The organism is Paenibacillus sp. M-152 (assembly GCF_003856555.1).
Taxonomy (GTDB): domain Bacteria; phylum Bacillota; class Bacilli; order Paenibacillales; family Paenibacillaceae; genus Paenibacillus; species Paenibacillus polymyxa_C.
In genome coordinates, this window is the sequence record NZ_CP034141.1 from 2,697,501 (window position 1) to 2,722,684 (window position 25,184).

General features: G+C 44.2%; 19 protein-coding genes and 2 rRNA genes (1 of these 21 only partly in view). 17 read left to right on the top strand and 4 right to left on the bottom strand.

From position 1 onward, the window contains the following. The 4 genes from EGM68_RS12115 to EGM68_RS12130 all read left to right on the top strand — a co-directional run. Window positions 1-1,409: ribosomal RNA gene (locus tag EGM68_RS12115) — 23S ribosomal RNA — on the top strand; it begins 1,518 nt to the left of the window's first position. Between the two features lie 145 nt (window positions 1,410-1,554). Then, window positions 1,555-1,671 (top strand): 5S ribosomal RNA (gene rrf / locus EGM68_RS12120). A 383-nt stretch (window positions 1,672-2,054) separates the two neighbouring features. Continuing rightward, window positions 2,055-2,906, top strand: a complete 852-nt coding sequence (locus EGM68_RS12125) for an alpha/beta fold hydrolase (RefSeq protein WP_013371126.1) — start codon at window positions 2,055-2,057, stop codon at window positions 2,904-2,906. A gap of 257 nt (window positions 2,907-3,163) precedes the next feature. Beyond that, entirely contained in the window at window positions 3,164-3,886 is a 723-nt protein-coding gene (locus EGM68_RS12130; protein WP_013371127.1) for a YjjG family noncanonical pyrimidine nucleotidase, read from the top strand. Window positions 3,887-4,068: 182 nt separating this feature from the next. Here EGM68_RS12130 and EGM68_RS12135 read toward each other — a convergent pair whose 3' ends face one another. Together EGM68_RS12135 and EGM68_RS12140 are read right to left on the bottom strand one after the other, a co-directional pair. After that, window positions 4,069-6,342: an alpha-galactosidase gene (locus tag EGM68_RS12135; RefSeq protein WP_013371129.1), complete on the bottom strand. Its 2,274-nt coding sequence runs from the start codon at window positions 6,340-6,342 to the stop codon at window positions 4,069-4,071. 70 nt (window positions 6,343-6,412) lie between these two features. Further along, the gene (locus EGM68_RS12140; protein WP_013371130.1) at window positions 6,413-7,411 is read right to left on the bottom strand and encodes a LacI family DNA-binding transcriptional regulator; all 999 of its coding nucleotides are present in this window, start codon (window positions 7,409-7,411) and stop codon (window positions 6,413-6,415) included. Between the two features lie 175 nt (window positions 7,412-7,586). On the opposite strand from EGM68_RS12140, the gene EGM68_RS12145 reads away from it, so the two are divergent. The 7 genes from EGM68_RS12145 to EGM68_RS12180 all read left to right on the top strand — a co-directional run bounded on the left by EGM68_RS12145 (window position 7,587) and on the right by EGM68_RS12180 (window position 17,202). Continuing rightward, window positions 7,587-9,395 carry a sensor histidine kinase gene (locus tag EGM68_RS12145; protein ID WP_014599749.1) on the top strand — a complete coding sequence of 603 codons (1,809 nt, stop codon included), beginning with the start codon at window positions 7,587-7,589 and terminating at the stop codon, window positions 9,393-9,395. Continuing rightward, window positions 9,388-10,494 (top strand): response regulator transcription factor, encoded by a 1,107-nt coding sequence (locus EGM68_RS12150; RefSeq protein WP_025678391.1) that lies wholly within the window; start codon window positions 9,388-9,390, stop codon window positions 10,492-10,494. Before EGM68_RS12145 ends, EGM68_RS12150 begins: the two co-directional genes overlap by 8 nt. 195 nt (window positions 10,495-10,689) lie before the next feature. After that, window positions 10,690-11,991, top strand: a complete 1,302-nt coding sequence (locus EGM68_RS12155) for an ABC transporter substrate-binding protein (RefSeq protein WP_013371133.1) — start codon at window positions 10,690-10,692, stop codon at window positions 11,989-11,991. A gap of 76 nt (window positions 11,992-12,067) precedes the next feature. Continuing rightward, complete coding sequence (locus EGM68_RS12160) at window positions 12,068-12,946, top strand: carbohydrate ABC transporter permease (protein ID WP_013371134.1); 879 nt, start codon at window positions 12,068-12,070, stop codon at window positions 12,944-12,946. A gap of 28 nt (window positions 12,947-12,974) precedes the next feature. Beyond that, the gene (locus EGM68_RS12165; RefSeq protein ID WP_013371135.1) at window positions 12,975-13,817 is read left to right on the top strand and encodes a carbohydrate ABC transporter permease; all 843 of its coding nucleotides are present in this window, start codon (window positions 12,975-12,977) and stop codon (window positions 13,815-13,817) included. Between the two features lie 194 nt (window positions 13,818-14,011). After that, complete coding sequence (locus EGM68_RS12170; RefSeq protein ID WP_013371136.1) at window positions 14,012-15,613, top strand: alpha-amylase family glycosyl hydrolase; 1,602 nt, start codon at window positions 14,012-14,014, stop codon at window positions 15,611-15,613. A gap of 524 nt (window positions 15,614-16,137) precedes the next feature. After that, complete coding sequence (locus EGM68_RS12180) at window positions 16,138-17,202, top strand: Gfo/Idh/MocA family oxidoreductase (RefSeq protein WP_013371137.1); 1,065 nt, start codon at window positions 16,138-16,140, stop codon at window positions 17,200-17,202. Between the two features lie 161 nt (window positions 17,203-17,363). Here the strand turns inward: EGM68_RS12180 and EGM68_RS12185 are convergent, their stop codons facing one another. Further along, entirely contained in the window at window positions 17,364-17,882 is a 519-nt protein-coding gene (locus tag EGM68_RS12185; RefSeq protein WP_025678384.1) for a DUF3231 family protein, read from the bottom strand. A 151-nt stretch (window positions 17,883-18,033) separates the two neighbouring features. Between EGM68_RS12185 and EGM68_RS12190 the strand changes: the two genes are divergently transcribed. The 5 genes from EGM68_RS12190 (at window position 18,034) to EGM68_RS12210 (ending at window position 22,377) form a co-directional block, all read left to right on the top strand. Then, the gene (locus EGM68_RS12190) at window positions 18,034-18,297 is read left to right on the top strand and encodes a WGxxGxxG family protein (RefSeq protein WP_013371139.1); all 264 of its coding nucleotides are present in this window, start codon (window positions 18,034-18,036) and stop codon (window positions 18,295-18,297) included. Between the two features lie 188 nt (window positions 18,298-18,485). Next, window positions 18,486-18,914, top strand: a complete 429-nt coding sequence (locus EGM68_RS12195) for a MarR family winged helix-turn-helix transcriptional regulator (RefSeq protein WP_014599751.1) — start codon at window positions 18,486-18,488, stop codon at window positions 18,912-18,914. Window positions 18,915-19,127: 213 nt separating this feature from the next. After that, window positions 19,128-20,150 (top strand): NADH:flavin oxidoreductase/NADH oxidase, encoded by a 1,023-nt coding sequence (locus EGM68_RS12200; protein WP_013371141.1) that lies wholly within the window; start codon window positions 19,128-19,130, stop codon window positions 20,148-20,150. A gap of 193 nt (window positions 20,151-20,343) precedes the next feature. Beyond that, on the top strand, window positions 20,344-21,396 hold the full coding sequence (locus tag EGM68_RS12205) for a helix-turn-helix transcriptional regulator (RefSeq protein WP_013371142.1): 1,053 nt from the start codon (window positions 20,344-20,346) through the stop codon (window positions 21,394-21,396). Window positions 21,397-21,582: 186 nt separating this feature from the next. Then, the gene (locus EGM68_RS12210; RefSeq protein WP_043885951.1) at window positions 21,583-22,377 is read left to right on the top strand and encodes an SDR family NAD(P)-dependent oxidoreductase; all 795 of its coding nucleotides are present in this window, start codon (window positions 21,583-21,585) and stop codon (window positions 22,375-22,377) included. 276 nt (window positions 22,378-22,653) lie between these two features. On the opposite strand, the gene EGM68_RS12215 is transcribed toward EGM68_RS12210, so the two are convergent. Continuing rightward, entirely contained in the window at window positions 22,654-24,039 is a 1,386-nt protein-coding gene (locus EGM68_RS12215) for an MFS transporter (RefSeq protein WP_013371144.1), read from the bottom strand. A gap of 112 nt (window positions 24,040-24,151) precedes the next feature. Between EGM68_RS12215 and EGM68_RS12220 the strand changes: the two genes are divergently transcribed. Continuing rightward, window positions 24,152-25,030 (top strand): LysR family transcriptional regulator, encoded by an 879-nt coding sequence (locus EGM68_RS12220; RefSeq protein ID WP_013371145.1) that lies wholly within the window; start codon window positions 24,152-24,154, stop codon window positions 25,028-25,030. Window positions 25,031-25,184: the final 154 nt, after the last annotated feature.

The window sequence follows — 25,184 nt, forward strand, 5'->3', positions numbered from 1 at the left end:
AGCAGTGAGGCTGATGTGTAGGCAAATCCGCACATCGTTAAGGCTGGGCTGTGATGGGGAGCGAAAATTAGAGTAGCGAAGGTCATGATCTCAGACTGCCAAGAAAAGCCTCTAGCCAGGAGAAGGTGCCCGTACCGCAAACCGACACAGGTAGGCGAGAAGAGAATTCTAAGGCGCGCGGAAGAACTCTCGTTAAGGAACTCGGCAAAATGACCCCGTAACTTCGGGAGAAGGGGTGCCTCGGTAGGGTGAATAGCCCGAGGGGGCCGCAGTGAAAAGGCCCAAGCGACTGTTTAGCAAAAACACAGGTCTGTGCGAAGCCGCAAGGCGAAGTATACGGGCTGACGCCTGCCCGGTGCTGGAAGGTTAAGGGGAGTGGTAAGCCTTCGGGCGAAGCTATGAACCGAAGCCCCAGTAAACGGCGGCCGTAACTATAACGGTCCTAAGGTAGCGAAATTCCTTGTCAGGTAAATTCTGACCCGCACGAATGGCGTAACGACTTGGGCGCTGTCTCAACGAGAGATCCGGTGAAATTTTAATACCTGTGAAGATGCAGGTTACCCGCGACAAGACGGAAAGACCCCATGGAGCTTTACTGCAGCTTGATATTGAATTTGGGTACGATCTGTACAGGATAGGTGGGAGCCGTAGAACTTTGAGCGCCAGCTTGAAGGGAGGCATCCTTGGGATACCACCCTGATCGTATCTAGGTTCTAACTTGGTACCGTGATCCGGTACGAGGACAGTGTCAGGTGGGCAGTTTGACTGGGGCGGTCGCCTCCTAAAGAGTAACGGAGGCGCCCCAAGGTTCCCTCAGAATGGTTGGAAATCATTCGAAGAGTGCAAAGGCAGAAGGGAGCTTGACTGCGAGACCTACAAGTCGAGCAGGGACGAAAGTCGGGCTTAGTGATCCGGTGGTACCGCATGGAAGGGCCATCGCTCAACGGATAAAAGCTACCCTGGGGATAACAGGCTTATCTCCCCCAAGAGTCCACATCGACGGGGAGGTTTGGCACCTCGATGTCGGCTCATCGCATCCTGGGGCTGAAGTAGGTCCCAAGGGTTGGGCTGTTCGCCCATTAAAGCGGTACGCGAGCTGGGTTCAGAACGTCGTGAGACAGTTCGGTCCCTATCTGTCGTGGGCGTAGGAAATTTGAGAGGAGCTGTCCTTAGTACGAGAGGACCGGGATGGACGTACCGCTGGTGTACCAGTTGTTCCGCCAGGAGCACCGCTGGGTAGCTATGTACGGAAGGGATAAGCGCTGAAAGCATCTAAGCGTGAAGCCCCCCTCAAGATGAGATTTCCCAATACGTAAGACCCCTTGAAGACGACGAGGTAGATAGGTTGGGGGTGGAAGTGCAGTAATGCATGGAGCTGACCAATACTAATCGGTCGAGGGCTTATCCTAAGATAAAGCGCAATGAAGTTTCGGATCCAGTTTTCAGGGTGTAAGTTCAGTATATCGTCAGCTCAAGTAGCTGAAGTTACACGGACAAACACACAGCATTTGGCGATGCTGATTCCTGAAAAAGAATTTACACCGTAAATTCATGTTTGGTGGCGATAGCGGAGGGGTTCCACACGTACCCATCCCGAACACGACCGTTAAGCCCTCCAGCGCCGATGGTACTTGGACCGCAGGGTCCTGGGAGAGTAGGACGTTGCCAAGCACAAAAAAAGAGCACAGCCTTAATGGCTGTGTTTTTTTTGTATATCCGATTCATTTATCATTCATATGAAAGGCTCATGGCATGCCTTTGGTTAAAAGCACTACAATATTCTGATTGTTCCCTTGTATAGTGCTGCTGCTGGAGGACACTTAAGGCTTGAAGTTTACGGGTAATTTCCTTTTGCCACTTTGTATCTCCGACTTGACGGCAAGATTGAGAAGATCCAAATTCGGTTTTGTTTTAAAAAAAATCATGTTAAACTTTTCTCATAAAATAAACAGACTTTCAGAGGTGAGTTATAGTGCTGGAACGATCTATGGAGAATACAAGGGATTTAAACAACGGAAAGGGAGTGATTTAAAGAAGAAAAGGAGACGATGAAGATGAGCACTTATCAAACAGTTATTAGTGATGGATTTGAGCTGAAATATACTATAAGAGGTAACGGAAAGCCGATATTGGTGATCGGCAGTAGTGTATATTATCCTCGCTTATTTTCAGACCATTTATATAAAAAGTTTCGGTTTATTTTCTTAGATCATAGAGGGTTTGCAAAACCGACTCGTGCTTTAAAACCAGAAGACTATACTTTGGATAAAGTCATTAATGATTTAGAAACAGCAAGACGTTGCCTTCATTTAGATACATTTATTATATTAGGACATTCCGGGCATGCTTTTATGGCTTTGGAATATGCTAAACAATTCCCAGGCTATGTTGAAAAAGTGGTGCTATTAAATTCAGCACCTACGAACAGCCAAGAAAGACAGCGGCAAAGCTTTTCATTCTTTTATGAAACGGCCAGTCCAGAAAGAAAGGACCGTTTTGAAAAGGAAATTGCTTTATTAGAGAATGATATCAAAAGAGAGCCCGACAGAAGATTTGTTCACATGTGTATACGTATGGGAGCACAAAGCTTTTATGATTATACCTATGATGCAGCTTATATGTGGAATGATGTGCACACAAACATGCCTATCATAGATTATTTATGGGGAGAAGCCTTCGGAAAGATGGATTTGATACAGTCCTTGGCGGATGTCGATAAGCCCGTGTTTATTGGTCTTGGGAGATCTGATTACTTAGTCGCACCTGTTTCATTATGGGATCGGGTCGATGATAGCTATACGAACGTAAAAAAGGTGGTTTTTGAACATAGTGGGCATAATCCGATGTTTGAAGAACCTCATTATTTTGATCAAACATTAACCGAATGGATTAATGAAAATCACTAGGATTTTAAAACGGTCGATTCCTATTATAAGGAGTCGACTTTTTTGATATTTGGAGCACAATAGCAAGGATCAGCAAGTTTGATTCAATTATGGCGTGTTCCATGACTTGACGAATCAATGAGGTTCTGTATAATTACCGGGAGATCATACTGTATTGATAGTCTATTTCCGTTTTTCTATATCCTATTTGGGACAAGTCTATAGTTCATGGAACTTAACCATATAGCAAAGTTATGACATGGAGGTTGGGGGTCGTTATGAAATACGAAATTATTTTATTTGATGTTGATGATACGCTGTTTGATTTTAAAATGGCAGAGAGTCATGCGCTACATAATACGTTTGCCCAATTTGGATTGCCGCAAGGGGCCACTGAGTATAAATCTAGCTATGATGAGATCAACAGTTCGTTGTGGCGAGAGGCAGAGGAAGGACTTATTACCTCGGCACAGCTGCGGGTGGAAAGATTTAAACGATTGTTTACTGTTCATAAGCTAGACTTCAATCCAGACGCCTTTAGTGCTGCTTATTTACGTTATTTGGGTGAAGGAGCTTTTTTGATGGACGGAGCGGTTGAATTATGTGACGTACTATCTGAGTGTCGTTTGGCGATCATTACGAATGGAATAAAAGAGGTCCAAACCTCCAGAATTCAGCTTTCCCCGCTGCGTCATGTGTTTGAGCAGATAATTATTTCAGAAGAAGTGGGTTACCAAAAGCCGCAGGCCGAAATTTTTGATTACGCATTTACCAAGCTAGCTATTTCAGATAAAAGTAAGGTCCTAATGGTGGGCGATTCTTTAACCTCGGACATTCAAGGAGGGAATAAGTACGGAATTGACACTTGCTGGTTCAACCCTTCCGGAAAAACAAATACATCCGGCATTCAACCCACTTATGAAATAGCAAGTTTGATGGAACTACCGAGTAGTGTACTTTCAATGCCTCCCGTACTGAACCATACATCTTTAGAATACTAGATAATAAGAAATTGAAGTCAGACTCTAGCAGGTTAAAATTGTATAGTATGATATGGAAAAGGAAAATCAAGGACTGTTATGAACTGAGATGTCTGAATAAAGAGAAACGGATTCATTGTAGAACGAATCCGTTTCTCTTTTTATTTCCTATTGCGATATTGAAGCAAATCCCTTCATTTTGATTAGCAAGAGATCGCTTTAAGGCGGAAGGTAGAGCTGGCAAAATCCCCAGTAAGATCCGAGACAACAAGCCCAATTTTCATTAAGCGGTCACCTCCAAAAATTTCGCCGTCAAACGCTAGACGGAAAGGGGAAACGCCATCTTCAGTCGAGGTATTAATAGGATCTGAAGTATTGCCGGTCGCACCGGTTTCGATTATATACTTTTTGGCTGGGTCAAGTCCTTTTAGCGTTAGTCGCCGGATAGGTCCATTTGGCTCAGCCAGCACACGGAAGTAAGCGACAAAAGCTTCGGACTGGTCCTCGCTAACAAACATCCAGGCAGTATCGCCTCGGCCTTCAAACGGACTAAGAAGTCGATACATATCTCCCTGCTGTACAAGGGAGCGGATTTCTTTATACTGGGCAATTTGTCTGGCAGCGAGCTCTTTTTCTTCATTTGTAAATGCAGTAAGGTCAAGTTCGTAGCCAAAATTCCCGCTCATTGCCACGTCGCCACGTATGGCGAGGGAGGTGTTTCGTCCCACCTGGTGGTTCGGCACGTTCGATACGTGGGCCCCCATAGTACTGGCCGGATACACGATGCTGGTGCCGTACTGGATCGCCAATCTTTCAATAGCATCAGTGTCATCACTGGTCCATGTCTGCGGCATATAGTAGAGCATCCCTGGATCGAATCGTCCGCCTCCGCCAGAACAGCTTTCAAACAAGATGTCCGGGAACCGTGAGGTCAGGCGTTCCAGCAGATCATAAAGTCCTAGCATATAACGGTGCGCAATTTCCTTTTGGCGTTCGCTAGTAGCAGTAGCCGAAGCGATCTCCGTCATATTACGATTCATGTCCCACTTGACATAAGTAATTGGAGCGATCGAGAATACGGAGCTAAGCGTCTCGTACAAGTAATCGCATACTTCTTTGCGGGAGAGATCAAGCACCAATTGGGATCGACCTTCCGTCCGCCGCCGACCTTCTGCATGCAGGCACCAGTCGGGATGGGTGCGGTACAGTTCACTATCAGGTGATACCATTTCCGGCTCAACCCATAAGCCAAACTGTAATCCTTGTTCATTAACTCGTTTGGCCAAATCGGTAAGACCACCAGGTAGCTTGCGGCGGTCTTCGAACCAGTCTCCAAGCGAACTGTTATCGTTGTCACGCTTGCCAAACCAACCGTCATCAAGGACAAATAGCTCAATTCCAAGAGGTCCCGCTTCTTTGGCAATCGCCTCAATTTTATCGGCGTCGAAGTCAAAATATGTGGCTTCCCAATTGTTCACGAGAATCGGGCGTTCCTTGTCGCGATAAGTTCCCCGGCACAGACGTGTGCGGTAGAGCCGGTGATAGGTGCGCGACATGCCTCCAAGACCTTCTTCGGAAAAGACCAGCACGGCTTCAGGAGTCTGGAATGACTGACCCGGTTCAAGCCGCCAGGAGAAGTCAAAAGGATTGATTCCGATACTTACACGAGTCTGATTAAATTGCTCTACTTCCGCCTGTGCGACGAAGTTGCTGCTGTAAATTAGACTGAAGCCGTACACATCCCCACGATCTTCAGTTGCATCAGGACGAAGCAGTGCCAGAAAAGGATTCATTTGGTGACTGCTGGAGCCCCGTCGGCTTTCCAAGCGAATGGCGCCGGGCCCAAGATCGCGGCGCTGGATATGTCTTTCCCGAACCCAGGCACCAGATAAATAGAGAGCTTGGTAATTGGAATCGGCGAAGTCGACAGAGGCGCTCATCGCATGCTCAATATTCATGACAGCGCTTCCCTTATGTTCAAAAAGAGTAGACCTAGCAATGGCGCTGTGGTTCGCAAACACAGTATAAAGCAGTGTAGTCTTAAGGCCTGAGTGTTGATCCTCGAGGAACAACAAGAGAGTTGTTGCTTCATCATCTGATTCGGTATAGACGGAAGGAAGTCCTTCGAGCTTGGGTTTACCCGGTTCAATACGGTAACCACTATATTTTAGCTCTGTAGTCCGAGTTCCATCGGCAAGCGCAACTTGATAAGCCGGCTGACGGAAGTCGCTTGTTCCATACTGTGGATATTCCTGTGGAAGCGTATCCAAAGAAAGCGTACGACTGGAAGAATCGGGAGTGGGAGAGAAGGAACAGCGTTCTCTAAGCTCCAATATACTTGCAAGACTTTGGTCATGATGAAGTTGAGCTCCCCAATAGACATGTGCAGGATATCCTTCTACAAGCTGGATAATATAGCTGCAATCCTTGGACTGCAGGTGAAACAAACCAAGCGCCTCGTTAACATGAATGTTCATGATATTCACTCCTTAGGGGTTATCATCTCGATTGTCTTACGTAAGGATACTTATCAATGACAAATGACTCTTAAGAATTGATTTTACTGTTTAAGCATGAGCTTTCCCGTATGACAAGCTTAGTCCCGATCACGCTGTACGCAGGTGGTTCACGTCCCTCAAACCGTTCAGAGAGCAGCTGCACAGCAGCCTTTCCCATCTGTTCGGGATAGGCACGCACTGTAGTTAGCGGAGGCTGAACGAAGGCCGCCATCTCAATGTCGTCGAAGCCGACAACAGCCATATCTTCTGGTACCTTGACTCCATGTCCATGAAGGGCGCGGAGAGCACCGATGGCGAGCGGATCACTTGCAGCGAAGCAGGCTGTTGGTCGTTCCTGCTCGGCTAGGAGCTCATTCATCATGAGATATCCATCCGCTGTACTCCAGGCGCCTACCCGGACGAATTGAGGATTGTACAATCCTCGTTCCCGCATAAATCGTTCAAAATAATGCGCCCTTCGCTCTCCGTCGCTCTTGCCACCGATAAATCCGATTTGTCGGTGGCCAAGCTCGAGCAGATGTCCGAGTGCCTGATCAACCGCTTGCCGGAAATGGAGGCGTACGGAATCGTATTCTAGCTGCTCATGGTACTGGTCAACAAGGACAATGGTGTTCTTGTCTGGATACAGCTTGGACACCTCTTCAGGATCAACGCCTCCTACGACAATCAGACCGTCCGCCTTCTGCAAGGTGCCGAGAGATGAGCGGCCTCTCAGCGTCTGCCCCAATGTCAGGCCAAGCTCTTCACAGCGCAGTTCGATTCCACGGCGGATTGAGGCGTAATACGGATCGTCCCTTTCCTCCTCAATGGAACACCACAGCAGGAGGGCGACCGTTTTCCCGGCACGTTCCGTATTCCGCTTTAACTGCCTCAGCCGGGAAGGCTTATACCCAAGCTGTTCAGCAATTAAAAAAATTCTGTTTTTGGTGTCTGGACTCACGGACAGTGACAGATCGTTATTTAAAACCCTTGAAACGGTTGCGGCAGACACACCCGCTTCGCGGGCAATGTCTTTAATGGTTGCCAAAGAGCTCACACCTTTTTAGTTAATAATTTTACTAAAAATCGACTTTATCCTAACATATCCTTTTGCCACTTTCAAGATGGAGCGTTGAATTTTTTTAACAATATTTTAGTTCTACTACTGTTCAGATTAGTTGTGTTAACATGATGAATATTCTTTGATGACGGAGGGGGTTTATTTGAATATTCTGTCCCTAGCTCGTAAGTGGTTTGGTCGCCTTCGCTTTAAAAGCAAGGTTATAGCGGTATTTCTCCCGCTAATCATTATTTCTCTGCTCATTCTTGGACTTGTGTCCAATCAACTTTTCAGCCGTTCATTGATAGAGCAAACTACCAGCAACGTAGTGGACGAATCGCAGCTTATCCTGTCCCGGACCGACTACATATTCAGTAGTGTGGAAACAGCGGCCAATATTATGGTCACGAATATTAACCGCATGTATGATTCATACGGCGCTAGACCTGATACTGCTATGGATCGTGTTCAATTTGGAAACCTGATGCAAAGCCGCCTATCTATTGACTTGTCTATCTTTCGCGAGGTAGATGCGGCGGTATTTATTGATACTGAAGGGACAATTTTCGCTTCTTATACCGAAAGTGGGGACGATAGCAAAGTCGATAGCATGCTCAAACGGGTAAGGGAATCTGAAAGTTATGGACAGGCACTCTGGTTTGATATGGAGAAAAGAGATTTCCTAACACCAGATCCAAACTCTCCGGTTTTGACGCTGGGAAAGATGGTCATTAATATAGACACCGGCGACCCCTATGGAACGCTTTTTCTTTTGGTAAAGGAAGAAGGTTTGTCTGATTATTTTCGTTCCAGCGATCCCGATACGAACAAATCTTATTATTTTTTAGATAACGAGATGCGTGTGGCTGTGGCAGAAGACAATGGGATGCTGATGAAGCCAGTGAGTTCACAGTTGGCGGAGGCCATCCAAGGCTGTGGATCTAATGTGTCCCCAAAAACATGCTCATTTGAGGACGGCGGCAATCTCGTAACGGTCAATGATTATAACCGAATGGGTTGGAAGCTAGTCAATATTGTTTCTCTTAGCCTGCTTACAGCTGATGTCCGGCAAAATGTAAGGCTTTCACTCTTAATCGGCGTATTCTGTCTTGCTTTTTCCTGGCTCGGTGCTAGCTTTCTGTCCAAAATGGTCGTTAGCCCGCTCGAACAACTGACTAGAGCCATGCGAAAAGTAGTAACCGGCGATTTACAATCGGTTGCGACAGTCCGAACAGAAGATGAAATCGGTACCATTGCTGAAGCTTTTAACTTTATGATAAGACGGATTAGGGAGTTACTGGATGAAGTTAGGCAGGAACAAAACCGCAAGCGTGAATATGAACTTGCACTGATGACCGCTCAAATAAAACCGCATTTTCTGTACAACACTTTAGATACCATTTATGCACTGAATGAGTTGGATCGTAATGATGAGGCTAGAGATACTACGAAGGCGCTGGCAGATTTTTATCGAATGGTGCTGAATAAGGGACGGGAACTCATTATTTTAGAGAAGGAAGCTCAGATTACGGATGATTACCTGACAATTCTGCAAATCCGTTATCCCGATGTGTTCCGCTATGAAGTGGATATCCCTTCAGAGCTTGCGGGTACACCGATTCCGAAACTCTCGCTCCAACCACTTGTCGAGAATTCGATTTACCATGGTCTTAAAAAGAAAGGAACCAAAGGTTTTATCCGTATTTTCGCTTTTAAACAGAACGATAGGGTGATCGTCCGGGTAGAGGACAACGGTGTGGGAATGAACGAAGTTCAAGTTCAGAACATTATGTCCAGACATTTACCGAAAGAAGGAATACGATCAATCGGTACCTACAGTGTTCAGCAACGGCTGAGCCTGTATTTTGGCGAGGAGTACGGGATATCCGTGCAGAGTGTTCTCGGAGAGGGAACCATTGTTGACCTGTCACTACCAACGCTGCCAAAGGGGAGTGAACACCAAGATGTATAAAGTGATGATTGTTGATGATGAGCCGCTGTTCCGAGACTTTCTGCGAATTAAGATAGACTGGGAAAGTCACGGCTTTCGAGTTTGCTGCGAAGCAAGGAACGGGCGGGAAGCGCTTCAGGAAGCCGAGCGGCATCAGCCGCATCTTGCCCTCGTTGATATCAATATGCCATTTATTGACGGAATTGAATTAGCCCAGAGATTGAAAGTCAAGTTCGAACGAATCGTAATTGTATTCATATCCGGGCATAACGAGTTTGAGTATCTACAGAAGGCCGTTCGAACTGGAGTGCAGGATTATTTGCTGAAACCGTTCAATGCCGAAGAAATGCTTTCAATGTTGGAGCGTATTAAGCCGAAATTACCAGTGCTTCCACAGGAGAGCGAAAGCGCAGAGTTAAGGGGACAGGGCGGCGAAGCGTTGCATAGCAGAGCAGGTATGCCTGATTTGGGCCATCTACGCGATGCGGTTGTGCTTGACCTCCGAATGAAAGACAGTGAAACGCTAGAGGAGGTCCGCAAGGCAATCCGTCAGCTTAGTAAATATAACTGGGGAGACGAATACGCAGATGCGATGCTTATGGGAATCGTATCTTTAGCCCTTTCCTTTGCCAGTGAACGAGGCATTCCTTATGACCAGCTATGGGAAAACGGAGGAGACAATTCTCCTTACGAACGGCTGCGGGAGTTAGATTCCTGGGAGGCAGCTGAAGGTTGGATGCTCACCCTATACCGCAAGCTGATCCAACTGATGGAGAATATGCGTCCGACGAAGGCTTCCAATTTATTTGCGGCGGCGATCAACTATATTGAGGAACATTATGCAGACTCAGAGCTGTCTGCTGAGCAGGTTTCGTGCGGAGTATTCGTCGATCCCAGCTACCTGCGCCGCGTATTTCGCAAGGAGTCTGGCTTTTCCATAGTGGATCATATTACACACATCCGAATGAAGAAGGCTAAGGAGCTTTTGCTGAAAGGAAATCGGAAGCTGTCAGAAATCGCCGAAAGTGTAGGATACAGTGACCCTAATTATTTCAGCAAATGTTTCAAGAAACGCTTTGGTATGACACCCACAGAATATGAACAACTCAAAAAGAGGTAGCATCTGCCTTGTGAGGCAGAACACATCGATTTAAGCCTGGCGGTTTTCCTATATGGAGGACCGCTGCTCTATTTGTCCCGTTTTTTACTGATAATACCCGTTTTATTCCTTAAAGAAGAAAAGAGGCAGCGGTATACTGTAGTCAAGCAAATGAAAGCGTAATCATCAAAGACTCTTCATAAGGGGGAAAAACAAATGAAAAAAAATCTCAGAATTTGGAGTTCAGCCTTGCTAGTGCTCACCATGTCCGTCGGATTGGTCGCTTGTGGTGAAGACAACTCAGCCTCTTCCAATAACGGATCAGGGGATGGAACGATTAAATTGAAGGTGTATGCGCAGCATTTCGATGACGATACCATAAAGCCGTTCGATTATGCGGTGGAAGAGCTCAAGAAGAAGATGCCAGACGTAGAAATTGAACTAGATCCTGCCGTGCAGGACGGGGGACAGAAGCTTAAAACTTATGCAGCAACGGGCAACATGCCAGATATCTATTTAGCGGATTGGCCTGTCCTGCAAACTTTTGCAAAATCGAAAAATGTCGAGGTGCTGGACAACTATGACACAACTGCCGAATTCAAAAAGAATCTTAACCCAGGTGTGGAATCGCGTTTGGTAGCTCCTGATAATCATGTGTATGCTTATCCCGAGACTGGTATTGAATTCCAAATGATCTATTACAACAAGTCAATTTTTGAGAAGGTAGGAATCAAGACACCACTTAAGACGATTGACCAGATGGCCGATGCAGCTAAGAAGTTGAAAGCTGCTGGTTATGTACCGATGTCAATCTTTGCTAAAGAAAAATGGATTACGACCGCTTTTTATAATGGGCTGGTTACAAGAGAGCAACCACGTGGATTCGGAGCACTTGAGGAGAAGGGTGTAAAAGCATTGCCAGAAGCATTCGTAACAGCGGCACAGCAGATGAAGCAACTGCAAAGAGCCGGATTGTTCGATGCCAACGCCACGAACACCAATTATGATCAGGCATCGTCCCTATTTTATCAGGGCAAAGCTGCCATGTTCGTAAATGGACAATGGGAAATCTACAGCTCCCAGGAAAAGCTGGGCGATCAAGTCGACTGGATGTACTGGCCTGCAAAGGATGAAGCAACCTACGAGAATTCCAAATACTTTATTGACGGCTCAGGTTCTCCACAAGGTTACGCAGTATCAGCGAATAGCAAAAATAAGGAAACAGCCGTAAAGGTAGCGGCATTCCTTGCCTCAAAATCAGCAGAGTACAGATACTCCCAGCTTGGAAGTCCAATTGTTCCAGTGAAAGTTGATAAACCAATGGCCTCCAATGTTCCAGCAATGATGCAGCGAGTTGTTAAAGAGTTGTTACCAAATGCGCAGGAATATGCTCAACTTCTGAGTAATACAAAAATTCAGAACACGATTAATGACAATACTCAGAATATGATGGTCGACAACTTTTCAGAAAACGATTTTGTAAGTAATCTGAATAACACATTGAATAAAGAAAACTGAGAATTCAGGGAACGGCAACCCTTGGCGCATAAGGCGCTGAGGGGGCTGTTCCAAAGATAAGGGGTGGAAGCAAGACATGAATAAATATTTGGGGAACAAACCGGCGCTCGCACTGTTTCTCCTCCCTGCTTTGATACTGTATAGCGTGATTCTAATCTATCCCGTTTTGCAAACCGTTCTTCGCAGCTTTTATGATTGGGATGGCCTCAGTACACTGACCTTTTCAGGATTGAATAATTACCGGGAATTGTTCTCTGATCCTCTACTTGCTACTTCGCTTAAGAACGGATTGATCTTTGCCATTGTGCTGGCAGTCTTTCAGATCGGACTGGGAACGATATTGGCACTAATCTGTGCGGACCCACGTACACGCGGGCGGAAAATACTGAAAACCGCTTATTTTATCCCAGTTGTCCTATCGGTAACCGTGGTATGCCAGCTGTGGATTGCAATTTATGATCCAACCAACGGATTAATCAACCGACTGTTTGATCTCTTGAACATTCCGTATCAGCAAAATTGGTTGAGCTCCCCAACAACATCCATTATTGCCATCGCCTTTGTTAATGCTTGGCAGTTTATGGGATACCAATTCTCGTTGTTATATGCGGGAGTTAAGTCAATACCCGAGGACTACTTTGAGGCTGCCACGATTGACGGTTGCAGCAAATGGAAAGCGCATCTGCATGTTACGCTTCCTTTAATGAGAGAAACGTACAAATTTTGCTTCATTATCGCGATAACCTCTGGAATAGGGGCGTTTGTGCAGATGCTGATTATGACAAATGGTGGGCCCGGTACTACAAACTATACACTGACATTCATGATTTATCGCTATGCTTTTATGGAGAGCAACTATGGTTATGCGTGTGCTGTATCCGTGCTACTTGTATTAATCTCGCTATTGGCAACTGTAGTTATCAATAAGCTGTTCGACCGCGGACAAACCGCCTGATAAGGCGTGTATTGAAAAGGAGAACGAAATGAGTAAAACCGCTTTGAGCAAGTTCAGACATGCTGCCCTGCAGATACCACTGTGGTTGTATCTAATTGTTTCGGTCTACCCGTTGTTTTGGATGGTATCCTACTCGTTAAAGAACAACGATGAGATCTTCGTCTCTAACCCATTTGGACTGCCAACGCATTTTCGATACGAAAATTACATCAATGCCTGGACACAATTTAATATTCCCCGTTACTTTCTAAACAGTCTGGTCGTATCAACGATTTCGACTCTGTTTATCCTTTTACTGGCTCTGATGTTTGCCTTTGCAGTGGCTCGTATGAGGTGGAGATTTCGTTCTACCGTCCGGACTTATATGACCATAGGAATGTTTATGCCACTTCAGGTTATCATGATACCGCTGGCGATTCTGGTTCGCGATTTTAATCTAACGAATACGTATGGAGCTCTTATTCTTCCTTATATCGCAATTGGCCTTCCTTTCTCGTCCATGATTTTCTATGGGTTCCTTACGGGAATCCCTAAGGAGATTGAAGAGGCAGCATGCATGGATGGAGCTAATATTTATAGACTGTTCCTGAAAATCATTGTACCCCTTGCATTACCTGCAATTGCGACTGTAGCCATTTTTCAGTTTTTGAATAACTGGAATGAATTCACTTTGGCCTATATTCTCATTTCTGATGAAAATATGAAGACATTGCCGCTAGGCTTGCTTTTCTTCCAAGGCTCTTATAGTACAGATTGGGGAGCGATGGGTGCTGTTATGACTATTGCCTCCTTACCGATGGTACTCGTCTATCTGTTCTTGAGTGAACAAGTAGAGCGGGCGATGACGGTAGGTTCCGCTGTAAAAGGGTAAAAATAGACTTTCAAGCAAACTGCCTGGGTTAAGGATCACCAAGAGATCCTCTAACCCAGGCAGTTTGTTCGATAACGACATCAGACAATAAAATCGATATTTTCCACTATAATAGATAATAATATCCCCTTTTTTTGGGTGGTTTTTCTTTATAATGAAGGCGCACCCATAACAATTAAAGGAGCTGATATGTTTTGACTCGTAACCAACGCTTAAGAAAATGGTCCACAATCCTGTTAACGGTGCCTATGCTCACGATGTTCACCTCAGGTGCAATGGCCGAGCAGGATATGAACGGGCATAAGCCTCCGAATTCTGCTGGAAGCGGCGTGTTTTACGAAATTTATATTAATTCTTTTTATGATTCGAATGGGGACGGACATGGTGATTTAAAGGGTATTACACAAAAGCTTGATTACTTAAACGATGGCAATCCCCGTTCGGGCAAGGATTTGCAGGTCAGCGGTCTCTGGCTCATGCCACTGAATCCGTCTCCAAGCTACCATAAATATGATGTAACTGATTACTATCAGGTGGACCCGCAGTACGGGAATCTGAATGATTTCCGCACCTTGACGAAAGAAGCGAAAAGAAAGGGTGTCAAGGTGATCATCGACCTTGTTATCAATCATTCGAGCAGCGAGCACCCTTGGTTCAAGGAGGCCAGCGCCAACCCGCAAAGCAAATACCATGACTATTACGTATGGGCAGATGAGAATACAAATCTGGATGAGAAGGGATCATGGGGCCAGCAGGTATGGCATAAAAATCCGAATGGCGAAGGGTATTTCTACGGTACCTTCTGGTCGGGGATGCCGGATCTGAACTTTGACAATCCCGAAGTCTGCAAGGAAATGATCAAAGTCGGCAAGTATTGGCTACAGCAGGGTGCAGACGGATTCCGGCTTGATGCGGCGATGCATATTTTTAAAGGGCAAACGAAGGATGGCGCAGATAAAAACATTGCGTGGTGGAATGAGTTCCGTTCCGAGATGGAAAAGATAAATCCAAATGTATATCTGGCAGGAGAAGTATGGGATAAACCGGAGACAATAGCTCCTTATTACGAATCGCTCCACTCTCTGTTTAATTTTGATCTGGGCGGAACGATTTTGAACTCCGTGAAAAACGGCCAGGATCAGGGTATCGCAACATTCGCAGAGAAAACGCTAAAGCTGTACAAATCATACAATAGGGCGGCACTCGATGCTCCGTTCCTAAGCAATCATGACCAGACCCGTGTTATGAGCGAGCTGGGCGGGGATGTGCGAAAAGCCAAACTGGCTGCATCCATTCTTTTGACGCTGCCGGGCCAGCCATTTCTCTATTACGGGGAGGAGATCGGCATGAAGGGAGAGAAGCCCGATGAGTTTCTTCGGGAGCCTATGCGCTGGTACAAGGGAGAAGGTCTCGGTCAAACGAAGTGGGAGGAGCCCAAATACAACAAAGGCGAAGTATCGGTGGAAGCGCAGTTGCGGGACAATGATTCCCTGCTGGCAAGCTACCGTACGCTTATCCGCCTGAGGGAAGAACATGAGGCTCTTCGCAGCGACAATCTAGAACCGTTCCAAGCAGGTTCTGCCAACGTGGCGGCATACAAACGTTCCTCAGGCAAAGAAACATTGTATATATATCATAACCTGTCAGGAGAGCCGGTTACCCTCCAGATGAAAGATTGGGATAAGCAGAAGAGGAAAGTAGTCTTCTCCAGCTCAAAGGATTTGAAAGTAAAGAAAGATACGGTGAAGATTCCCGCCTACAGCTCTTTGATTACCAAAGAAGATAGAAAGAGCTGAGCTACGCAAACTTACAGCCACAATAAGGATAGACATTTATTGGTAAACTCATGTGGGGGTGTGAAAAACACCCCTCATAAGGAGGAAGCAACATTCTAAAAACGAATTACTGATTCATGATTTCAAATTAAAGTCTTCGGGAGACATTTTCGAACTGCCATAATATCTTTGAAGGATCAAGAGTCATATGAGGAAGCTTGTAAAAAAGCAAAATTTGCAGCAAGGATGGCCGGTTCCATGCGAGACAACTTAATAAATATGCTCCAAGAAATAGGATTGCAGATTTTTTGAAGGTGTCGCATGTACGTAATTAATTGATTCAGACTGCTCGTTGTTACATACAACTTCTTTAAACCACCTTGATCATAATAACCCCCTTTTTTTGGGGAAAGATTTCCTTTATAATGAAAGCGTATGCAATAACATCTTACGGATAGTTGCTTGGCAATAACCTATTTACAATTGAATTCGATCCGTGAGCAACCATTTGATAGGTGGTGGCTCAATTTAGGAGTGGAAGGAAAATGAAAATGGACAATCGGAAATACAATGTCGTTATTATTGGTTATGGAGGTATGGGAAGCTACCATGTTCAATTAATTGAACCTATTGAGCAGCTTGCCATTGGCGGTGTATATGATATTGTTGATTATCGGATGGAATTGGCTGCAGCAGCCGGCTATAAAACTTATGCCAGTCTAGAGGCTGTTCTCGGCGATCAGGACGTAGATATTGTATTAATAGCAACGCCTAATGACGTTCATAAAGAAATCGCGATCCAAGCACTGCAAGCTGGCAAACATGTCATTTGTGAAAAGCCAGTTACGATAACAAGCGCAGATTTCTTAGATATTGTCGAGGTGGCCAAGCAAGAAAATCGTCTGTTTACAGTACATCAGAATCGCAGATGGGATGAAGACTTCCGGATTGTCAAAGATATAATCAGTAAGAAGACCGTTGGCGATCTTTTCCACCTGGAATCGCGGGTTCAGGGAGCTAACGGCATTCCAGGAGACTGGCGGCAATTAAAGGCGTATGGTGGAGGAATGCTATTGGATTGGGGAGTGCATCTGTTGGACCAGCTTCTTCAGATTACGGACAGCCAAATCGAAAGCGTGACTGCTACCTTAAGTTATATTCTGGGGACAGAAGTGGATGACGGCTTTACCAGCTTGATTGAGTTCAAGGACGGTCTTACAGCGGTCATTGAAGTAGGTACAACGAATTACGTAAAGTTGCCGCGTTGGTATATTAAAGGAACTGAAGGAACAGCAGTGATCAAGGATTGGGATTTGAGCGGAGAGATTGTCACCCGAAATCCAGATGTCGCTCACGTGGAACCCAAACCGATTCAAGCAGGTCAAGGGTTGACGAAAACGATGGCACCGCCGTCTGAGGAATCCACCCTTAAGTTCCCGATTGAGAAAATACCTGCTGCAGCAGAAAGCTTTTACGAAAATTTTGTCTCCACCATCGAAGGAAAAGCCGAGCTTGCGATCAAAAGCGAAGAAGTGCACCGTGTGCTGGTGCTGATCGAAACCATTTTTGAGGCAGCAGCGACCAAAAGCGTGATTCGAAGATCGATTTAAAAGAAACGCAGAGTCTTTCACAGATTCTGGAATGAAATAATTTGAGAGCATGGCCAGGCGGATATGGCTCGTGAAAGCACCCCCTTTATCCTCATAGTGAGGACAAAGGGGGTGCTTGTTTAATCTACCCTGAATATAGCCAGCAGAAATTTTAGTCTGTTTTACACTTCAACAGCTTCGGGTCTTTTCACTTGGAGAGGAGGTGGAATTAACCATCCTTTTTCTTTAGACATTTGAAGAATCTTAACGCCTAAAGCAGTTTTGGTGGCATGATATTTTGCAAACAAGGCCCCTATATCCTCTCTGATGGATTGACCCATCACTTGACTACAAGCCACCAGTCCCAATGATGTATCAGACGCAATTTTAGCGGCGATCTCCGGGTCAGTAAACCGCGCACCTACAGGAATATCTTCAAGTTTCACTGGAGGTCTTTCTGGTAAGGCTGGCGCTGGGGCAATCCCATTGTCAGTAAGAAGCGTATCACACTCCTTAATTTCAAGTTTCGCTTGATCAATGAGTGCATCCAATATTTTTCTCAAATCCTTATCACCTGCATGATTCAGGAATGCTTGGTAGAAAGACAGAGCTCCTTTCGCGGCCAATGAAAATTGCCAAACACCGGAAATTTCACCATAGTGCATAGGTTCGTCTTTTGGATTCCCACTTAATATTCCCATCATAACCGCTCCTTTAATATTTTTTACACCAATCTTATAGTTCCAATTAATGATTAAAAGTATCCAAATAAATTTGTAAATACGCAATAGAATAAGGAGCGGATTTTTGGAGAAATTATATGCATCACACTTTCAGGGAGGATTCCTTTTTATGAAAAAACAAATAGTCACAGCGGTAACTTCCATTTGCTTATTTGCAGCTTTAGCCACCCCTTCTTTAGCACAAAGTCCAAATGTAAATGCAGCCAATGACCCAGCTCAAAACCCTTATCAAAGTAACAATCCAACTTATAACGCTAACAATGTACGAGCAAACGCCGTAGATAATGACAACGATATGGATTGGGGTTGGCTTGGCTTGCTTGGTTTGATAGGACTGGCTGGAATGCGTAGAAAAGTATCTGACCATAAATAATTTGTAAATAAAATCAAATTCAAAACAAAACACCTTCAGAAGATGCATTCCTAAGCATGGAAGCTGATTTGAAAGGTGTTTTTGTGTTGTTTTGACCATTTCCGGTAACCCTGATAGAATTAATTATTCCCTATGGTGACACCTATAATATGTGTAATTTATACTTAGAATAGAACGGATGAGTCGAAATGCATAACAACAATACTATCGAATTTTTAAATATTTGGCTGTCCCTTACTAAACTCCAATCGAACATAAACGATGAATTGGAACGCGCACTTCAAGAAAACTATAGTTTATCCTTAAATGAATTTTTGGTTCTGTATTTCTTATCTCAAACTGAGGAAAAGAAATTGAGATTGCAGCATTTACAAGAGATGGTTGGGTTAAGCCAAAGTGCATTATCTAGACTGGTAGTCAGAATGGAAGCAAAAAGCTGCGGAGCTTTGCAAAGACATATATGTGAAGATGATCGTCGGGGAATCTATACAAGCATGACCGATTTTGGTGAAAAGAAATTTGATAGAGCGCTCGAAACCTTCAACCAGATTCTGGAGTCAGTCCTTTCAAAAGATGAGTTGAAGCAAAAATTACAATCACTTATTGAAAAAATATAATCCTTTCATATAAATTAAAACTTAATACGAAAGTTAATGCTTGAATAGAGCAAGATTTAATCCTAGGTCTAGAGAATACAATCTCTGGGCCTTTATTACGTAAACGCATAGTTTAAACGATAGTTGACAAATAAAAAATGCATGCTGTATTATATGCATGTGCATGCATTTAATATAGTGTTCACTATAAAACCTAGAAAGGGGTCTTTCTTAATGAAAGATTTATTTAGTGCTTATAAATTTAAAGGCTTGGAATTAAAGAACCGGGTCGTCATGCCTCCAATGTGTCAATATTCTGTTGAAAAAAAAGATGGTATAGCTACCGATTGGCATTTCATGCACTACGTAAGTCGTGCAATTGGTGGAACTGGATTTATTATAATTGAAATGACCGATGTAGAACCCGATGGACGGATTTCTGATTTCGATCTGGGATTGTGGTCTGATGAGCAAATTCCTGCATTGAAAAGAATTGTAGATGCCTGCCATAGTTATGGAGCAAAAGTAGGTATCCAAATTGCTCATGCTGGACGTAAAGCAGAAGATGCTGAGGTGCCTGTTGCTCCGTCCGCTATTCCATTTGATGAGAAATCTAAATTACCCAGAGCTCTTTCAACACAAGAAGTTAAAGAAATGGTGGAGAAGTTCCGCGGTGCTGTAGCACGTGCTGTGAAGGCCGGAGTTGATGCCATTGAATTGCATGGAGCTCACGGATACTTAATCCATCAATTTCACTCTCCTCTTACCAACCAAAGAGATGATGAATACGGGAAAGATCTTACAAAGTTTGGTCGGGAAATTATTCAGGCAGCCAAGGCAGAGATGCCGGAAGACATGCCGCTTATCATGCGTATTTCCGCTAAAGAATACGTAGAAGGAGGATACGACATTCAAGAAAGCATTTCTTTTGCCAAAGAATATCAACAAGCAGGAGTAGATATTTTTGATATTTCTTCAGGCGGGGAAGGACCTATCGCTGCGTGGGGTAGACCAGGCAGTCACGCAGCATACCAAGTGACACTTGCTCGAGAAATCAGACAAGCACTCGAAGTTCCAGTCATTGCAGTCGGAAGACTCGATGATCCGATCCTGGCAAACGCTGTAGTAGGAAATGAGGACGCAGATCTTGTGGCTGTCGGGAGAGGAATGTTAAGAAACCCTTATTGGGCTCTTGAGGCGGCAACAAACTTGAAAAAAGAAACAACGATCCCGAAACAGTATACTACAGGTTTTTAGATACAGTTTCTGCTGGTAGAAATATAGGAAACTGCAATTATCGAAATAAAAATGACTCAAAAGCAACCGATATATCGGTTGCTTTTTTATTTATTGTGGTCAAACATTTAGTAAGCATATGTTAACAAAATTCACTATACTGGAATGGTTATAGAGCTTGAATAATGTAAGTAAATAAAGGAGGTCTATATGTATGAAGAAGACTCATACCTCTGACCATATTAAAATTCCGCCAGGATTTTGGACGGGATTACACGAATTAGGAATTTCTGCTCACGACGTAGCTCATAAAGCACGGCTGCCGCTTAACATTATGACAGAACCAGTAGTCACCCCAGCCCAATATTTCGCGATCTGGCAGGCTTATTCCGATCTCATTGGTGACACTGCCAAAGGAATCATCAAGCTTGCAACCGTCTTTGAAACAACGAAGTACCCACCGACCGTCTTAGCGTGTTACCACGCTCGTAACTACCGCGACGCTCTAAATCGAATGGCTCGGTACAAACAATTATGTCCCCCTGAAACCTTACGTATCACTGAAGAGGGCGAGCACTGTACAATCGAACTGGAATGGCTGTATACCGAGCAGCCTGGTCCACCGATGCTGGTCGGTATTACGCTGGCATGTCTTCTGGAGCTTGGGCGCCGGGGCACTGGTCAACCTTTGACGGCACAGCTTGTGGAATTTTCGCAATCAATGGGAGATGTACAAGCTCTTGAAGCTTACTTCGGTTGCCGTATCCGGATTGATGCAAAATGTAATCGAATGACGCTACATCGAAGAGATCTGGACCTCCCTTTTGTTTCGTACAACGAAGAATTGCTGGAGATTCTCACTCCCGTCCTAGACCGATCTCTGGCTGAACAGCAGCGCAACTGCTCCATTACCGAAATGGTCAAATGGATTATAAAACGGAGCCTCACAGGAGGACGCCCTGATATTGAGGCTATCGCGAAGGAACTCAACATGAGCGATCGCACGTTGCAGCGCCGGCTCACTGACCAAAACACGAACTTTAAGCATCTGCTGACACAAGCTAGACATGAGCAGGCACGAAAGTACTTGGCAGACCCATCGCTTGATATTAAAGAAGTAGCTTTCTTGATTGGATATGAAGACCAGAACTCGTTCTATCGGGCTTTCCGCCTTTGGGAAGGTGACACTCCTTTAAATTGGCGTACTAAACATTTAGCTGCAAACTCAATATCAGAAGGACAGCTCGGAAGACCGTCAATTCATTAATAGATTCCAGACTAGCCAATTGTTCAAAGAGCTAGTTTTATTGAGTTTTATCAATTGGCGTGTGAAACAAGAATTTTGGCGCAATATGCTAGTTACTGAACAATCCAGGCAAGGTAATATAATCAGGACTCTTTAAAAGGCTGATCTTAACATAGTTTGGAAGTAGAGAAAAAGGAGAAATGTATGATGGATATGAGTTTAAACAATAAAACTGCTTTAATAACAGGATCAACGAAAGGTATAGGTAAAGCAATAGCGATTGAACTTGCCAAAGAAGGTGTGAATGTACTTATTAATGGACGGAATTATGATGAGGTAGAACAAACAGTAAATGAAATAAAGTCAAAGTTCCCAACTACCTCTCCCCAAAATGCTACGGCCGATATTGTGGATAAAGAGCAAAGAAAAGCATTATTTGAAAAATACCCCGAAGTTGATATTTTGGTTAACAATATGGGTATTTACGAAATTATGCAGTATGAGGACGTTGACGATGAAGTGTGGGAAAAATACTTCCGTACTAATGTTCTTGCTGCAAATGGATTAGCTAAATTTTACTTATCTAAAATGTTGAAAAACGATTATGGACGCATTGTTTTCATTGCGAGTGAAGAAGCAATTATGCCTTCAGGACAAATGCCTCAATATTGTATGACCAAATCCATGCTGCTATCATTGTCAAAAAGCTTGTCTAAATTAACAAGAGGTACAGAAGTTACCGTTAATACAATCATGCCAGGACCAACACTTTCTGAAAATGTACATCAAATCATAGAGGGGATTTACACCAATGAAAATATGACTTTTTCAGAAAAAGAGAAACAATTTATGGCCGCAAACCTGCCTCAATCCGAAATACAGCGATTTATTAGACCTATTGAAATCGGTAGATTAGCCGCATTTGTATGTAGCCCATATGCGTCTGCATTTAAGGGTTCTCCAATCCGTATGGATGGGGGAATGGTGCCAACTATTTTTTAATATTTTTACTGCGAACAGGGCTTCGCTGCGTTTTACCGTAATGCATCAAGCACATCATCGAGCGCAAATACTGTCCTGATGAGACAAGCTAATTTACCTTTGCATAAAGGGATTTGAAAGCTGGATTAGGGATGTGAACTGGAATTATTGTCACCTACCAATCGCTACCAAAAACAGCCGATTGCTCGGCTGTTTTTTAACTAAATTCCTTTCTCTTTCGTTGAAAAATTAACGTTAAATAAAGAGTAGAGGGGTTTATTTGAAGAAACGGTAAACCTATGACTCTCGCAATTGTCCTGAATCCAGGCGTCGCCGACTCATGAATACCAAAGTCAATGCAATTACCGTAAGGACAATTCCAAGCACTTGAAATCCCTCGAAGCTGAACTTACCTCCCATTACGATACCTATCAATAATGAAGAGAAAATGGTTCCCAGATATCTTGATGTATTAAATAATCCGGATGCTACACCGATTATTTCTTTTGGAGAACTTTGGAACAAGGCTGCTTGCATACCTACATTGTTCAGTCCGTTGCTAATACCGAATGCAGCCAAAGCCAAACACACGCTGATCACCGGAGAAGTTGGATTTAATGTTACAAGCCACACAGATCCCAATGTCATCAGGATTGCCGATACCAGTAATGCCGGTCTGGGTCCTGATTTATCAATCCATCGTCCTGCTATTGGAGAAGCAGCAAGCGAGCACAAGCCTAAGCTTAGCATGAGAATCCCTGTTTGGAACTCGCTTACATGCCTTACCACTTGCAAGTAGGACGGAAGCCCGAAAAAAAGCGAGTAATAGAGTACGTTAACGAACATGAATTCGACATTAACCCAAGTCAACGCAGGATATTTGGCGAACGTGCGTAAAGGAATAAAGGGTGACGTCGCTTTTAACTCATATCGTACGAATGCCCCCAGCGCAACGAGGCCTATTAACCCGACAATGACGTTTTCTAACGAGATATGCCCAGATGATTTTGCCGAGAGTAATCCGACGAGCAGGGCAACCAGCCCTAATGTGAAGAGTAGGATCCCTCTTGCATCAATTAAATCAAACCATTTACGAAAGGACATGTTGCGTGCAACAGATGTTGGCGATTCGTCCTTAGGAATAGTCCTCCAAGCCAATAGAAAGCTGGCTACCACAAACGGAATATTGATGAAAAAGATGGCAGGCCAATTCCACCAATGAACCAAAACCCCGCCAATAAAGGGTCCAATTGCTGCCGCTCCTGATAGGAAAATGGACAAAACAGACAGCGCAGTCGCTTGTTTCTCTGTAATATGAATTCGAACAATGGCCATTCCAACCCCAACCATCATACTTGTTCCGATGGATTGTACAATGCGGAACACGATGAGCCATCCAAAGGTTGGTGACAACGGAGCTAATAATGATGCAATGAAGGCTACAACAAGTCCAATAAGAAACATCTTCCTACGGCCGAATAAATCGCTGGCCTTTCCCATGATAGGTTGAGCTATGCTACTTGCAATGTAGAAAGAAAAAATAATCCAGGAAACACCTGTAAAGTCAAGTTGGAACACATTTTGCAGACTTGGAATTGCAACAGAAACCATCGAAGAATTTAATGGGTTCAATAATATCCCTAGACCAACTGAAATCATTAACCACCAGCTGCGAACACTCATTTCTGCCCCCCCCATAGCGAATTAATGTCATCGTACTTGAAATCGATTATTTATTCCAATGCATTTGATGTTATAATCTCATTGATTTGAGGGAATGAATGGGGGATGCGAAATGGAACTTCTTCAACTGCAATATTTTCTCACGGTAGCTCATTTGGAACATGTAACCGAAGCTGCACGAAGTCTGCACGTTACTCAATCGTCGCTCAGCAAAACGATTCAACGCTTGGAGGAAGATTTGGGAGTCCCTTTATTCGATCGAACAGGGAGGAAACTGCGATTGAATGAGTTCGGAAGCAGATTCCTTTACCGTGCAGAAAGGGCTTTATTTGAATTAGAACAGGGGAAGCAGGAGCTTAGCGACTTATCCAGCCCAGAACACGGAACTCTCGAATTGGCAGTGACCACCGCAAGCACATTACCAGGTATTCTTCGAGAGTTTCGGAGAAAACGGCCCTATATTCAATTTCATGTACAAATGCTGACCACACAGGAAATGGTTACACTTCTTCATAGAGGAGAAGTTGATTTTTGCTTGTCTTCACCTCCTGTTGAAGGCGATGACATCGAATGTAAAATCGTATGTATCGACCCCATTCTTGTAGCTGTTCCAAAGGGGCATCGGCTTGCGGATCGAAATAGCGTATCCTTGACAGAGCTAAGGGAAGAATGGTTTGTCGGCGTAAAAAGAGGCTATGGTACTCGTGATTTAGTGGATTCTGTATGCATGTCGGAAGGATTTGTGCCTAACTATGTGTACGAGGGGGATGAACCTGCAAGGCTTAGTACTCTTGTGGAAGCCGAAATTGGGATAGCTTTCATACCGAGCACGGCACGAAATTCGCAGGAACATCTCAAATATCTCCAGGTAGAGAATCACGAATTGATACGTGAGATTGCTTTATTATGGAACAGGAATCGGTATATTTCGCGGGCTGCTCAGGAATTCCGCGAGATAGTAGTAGAATATTTTGCGACGAATTCCAAATAGACAACTTAACTCCATATATGTTTTTGATGATCTACCATTGAAAATAAATAAGTAGGAGATTGCGTTAATAAGATAGCGCAGAGGCTAAACATTGTTATCCAACGAGCAGGAACTAACCGTTTTTGCTTTACCTCGTCATGAAATGATTATTGTC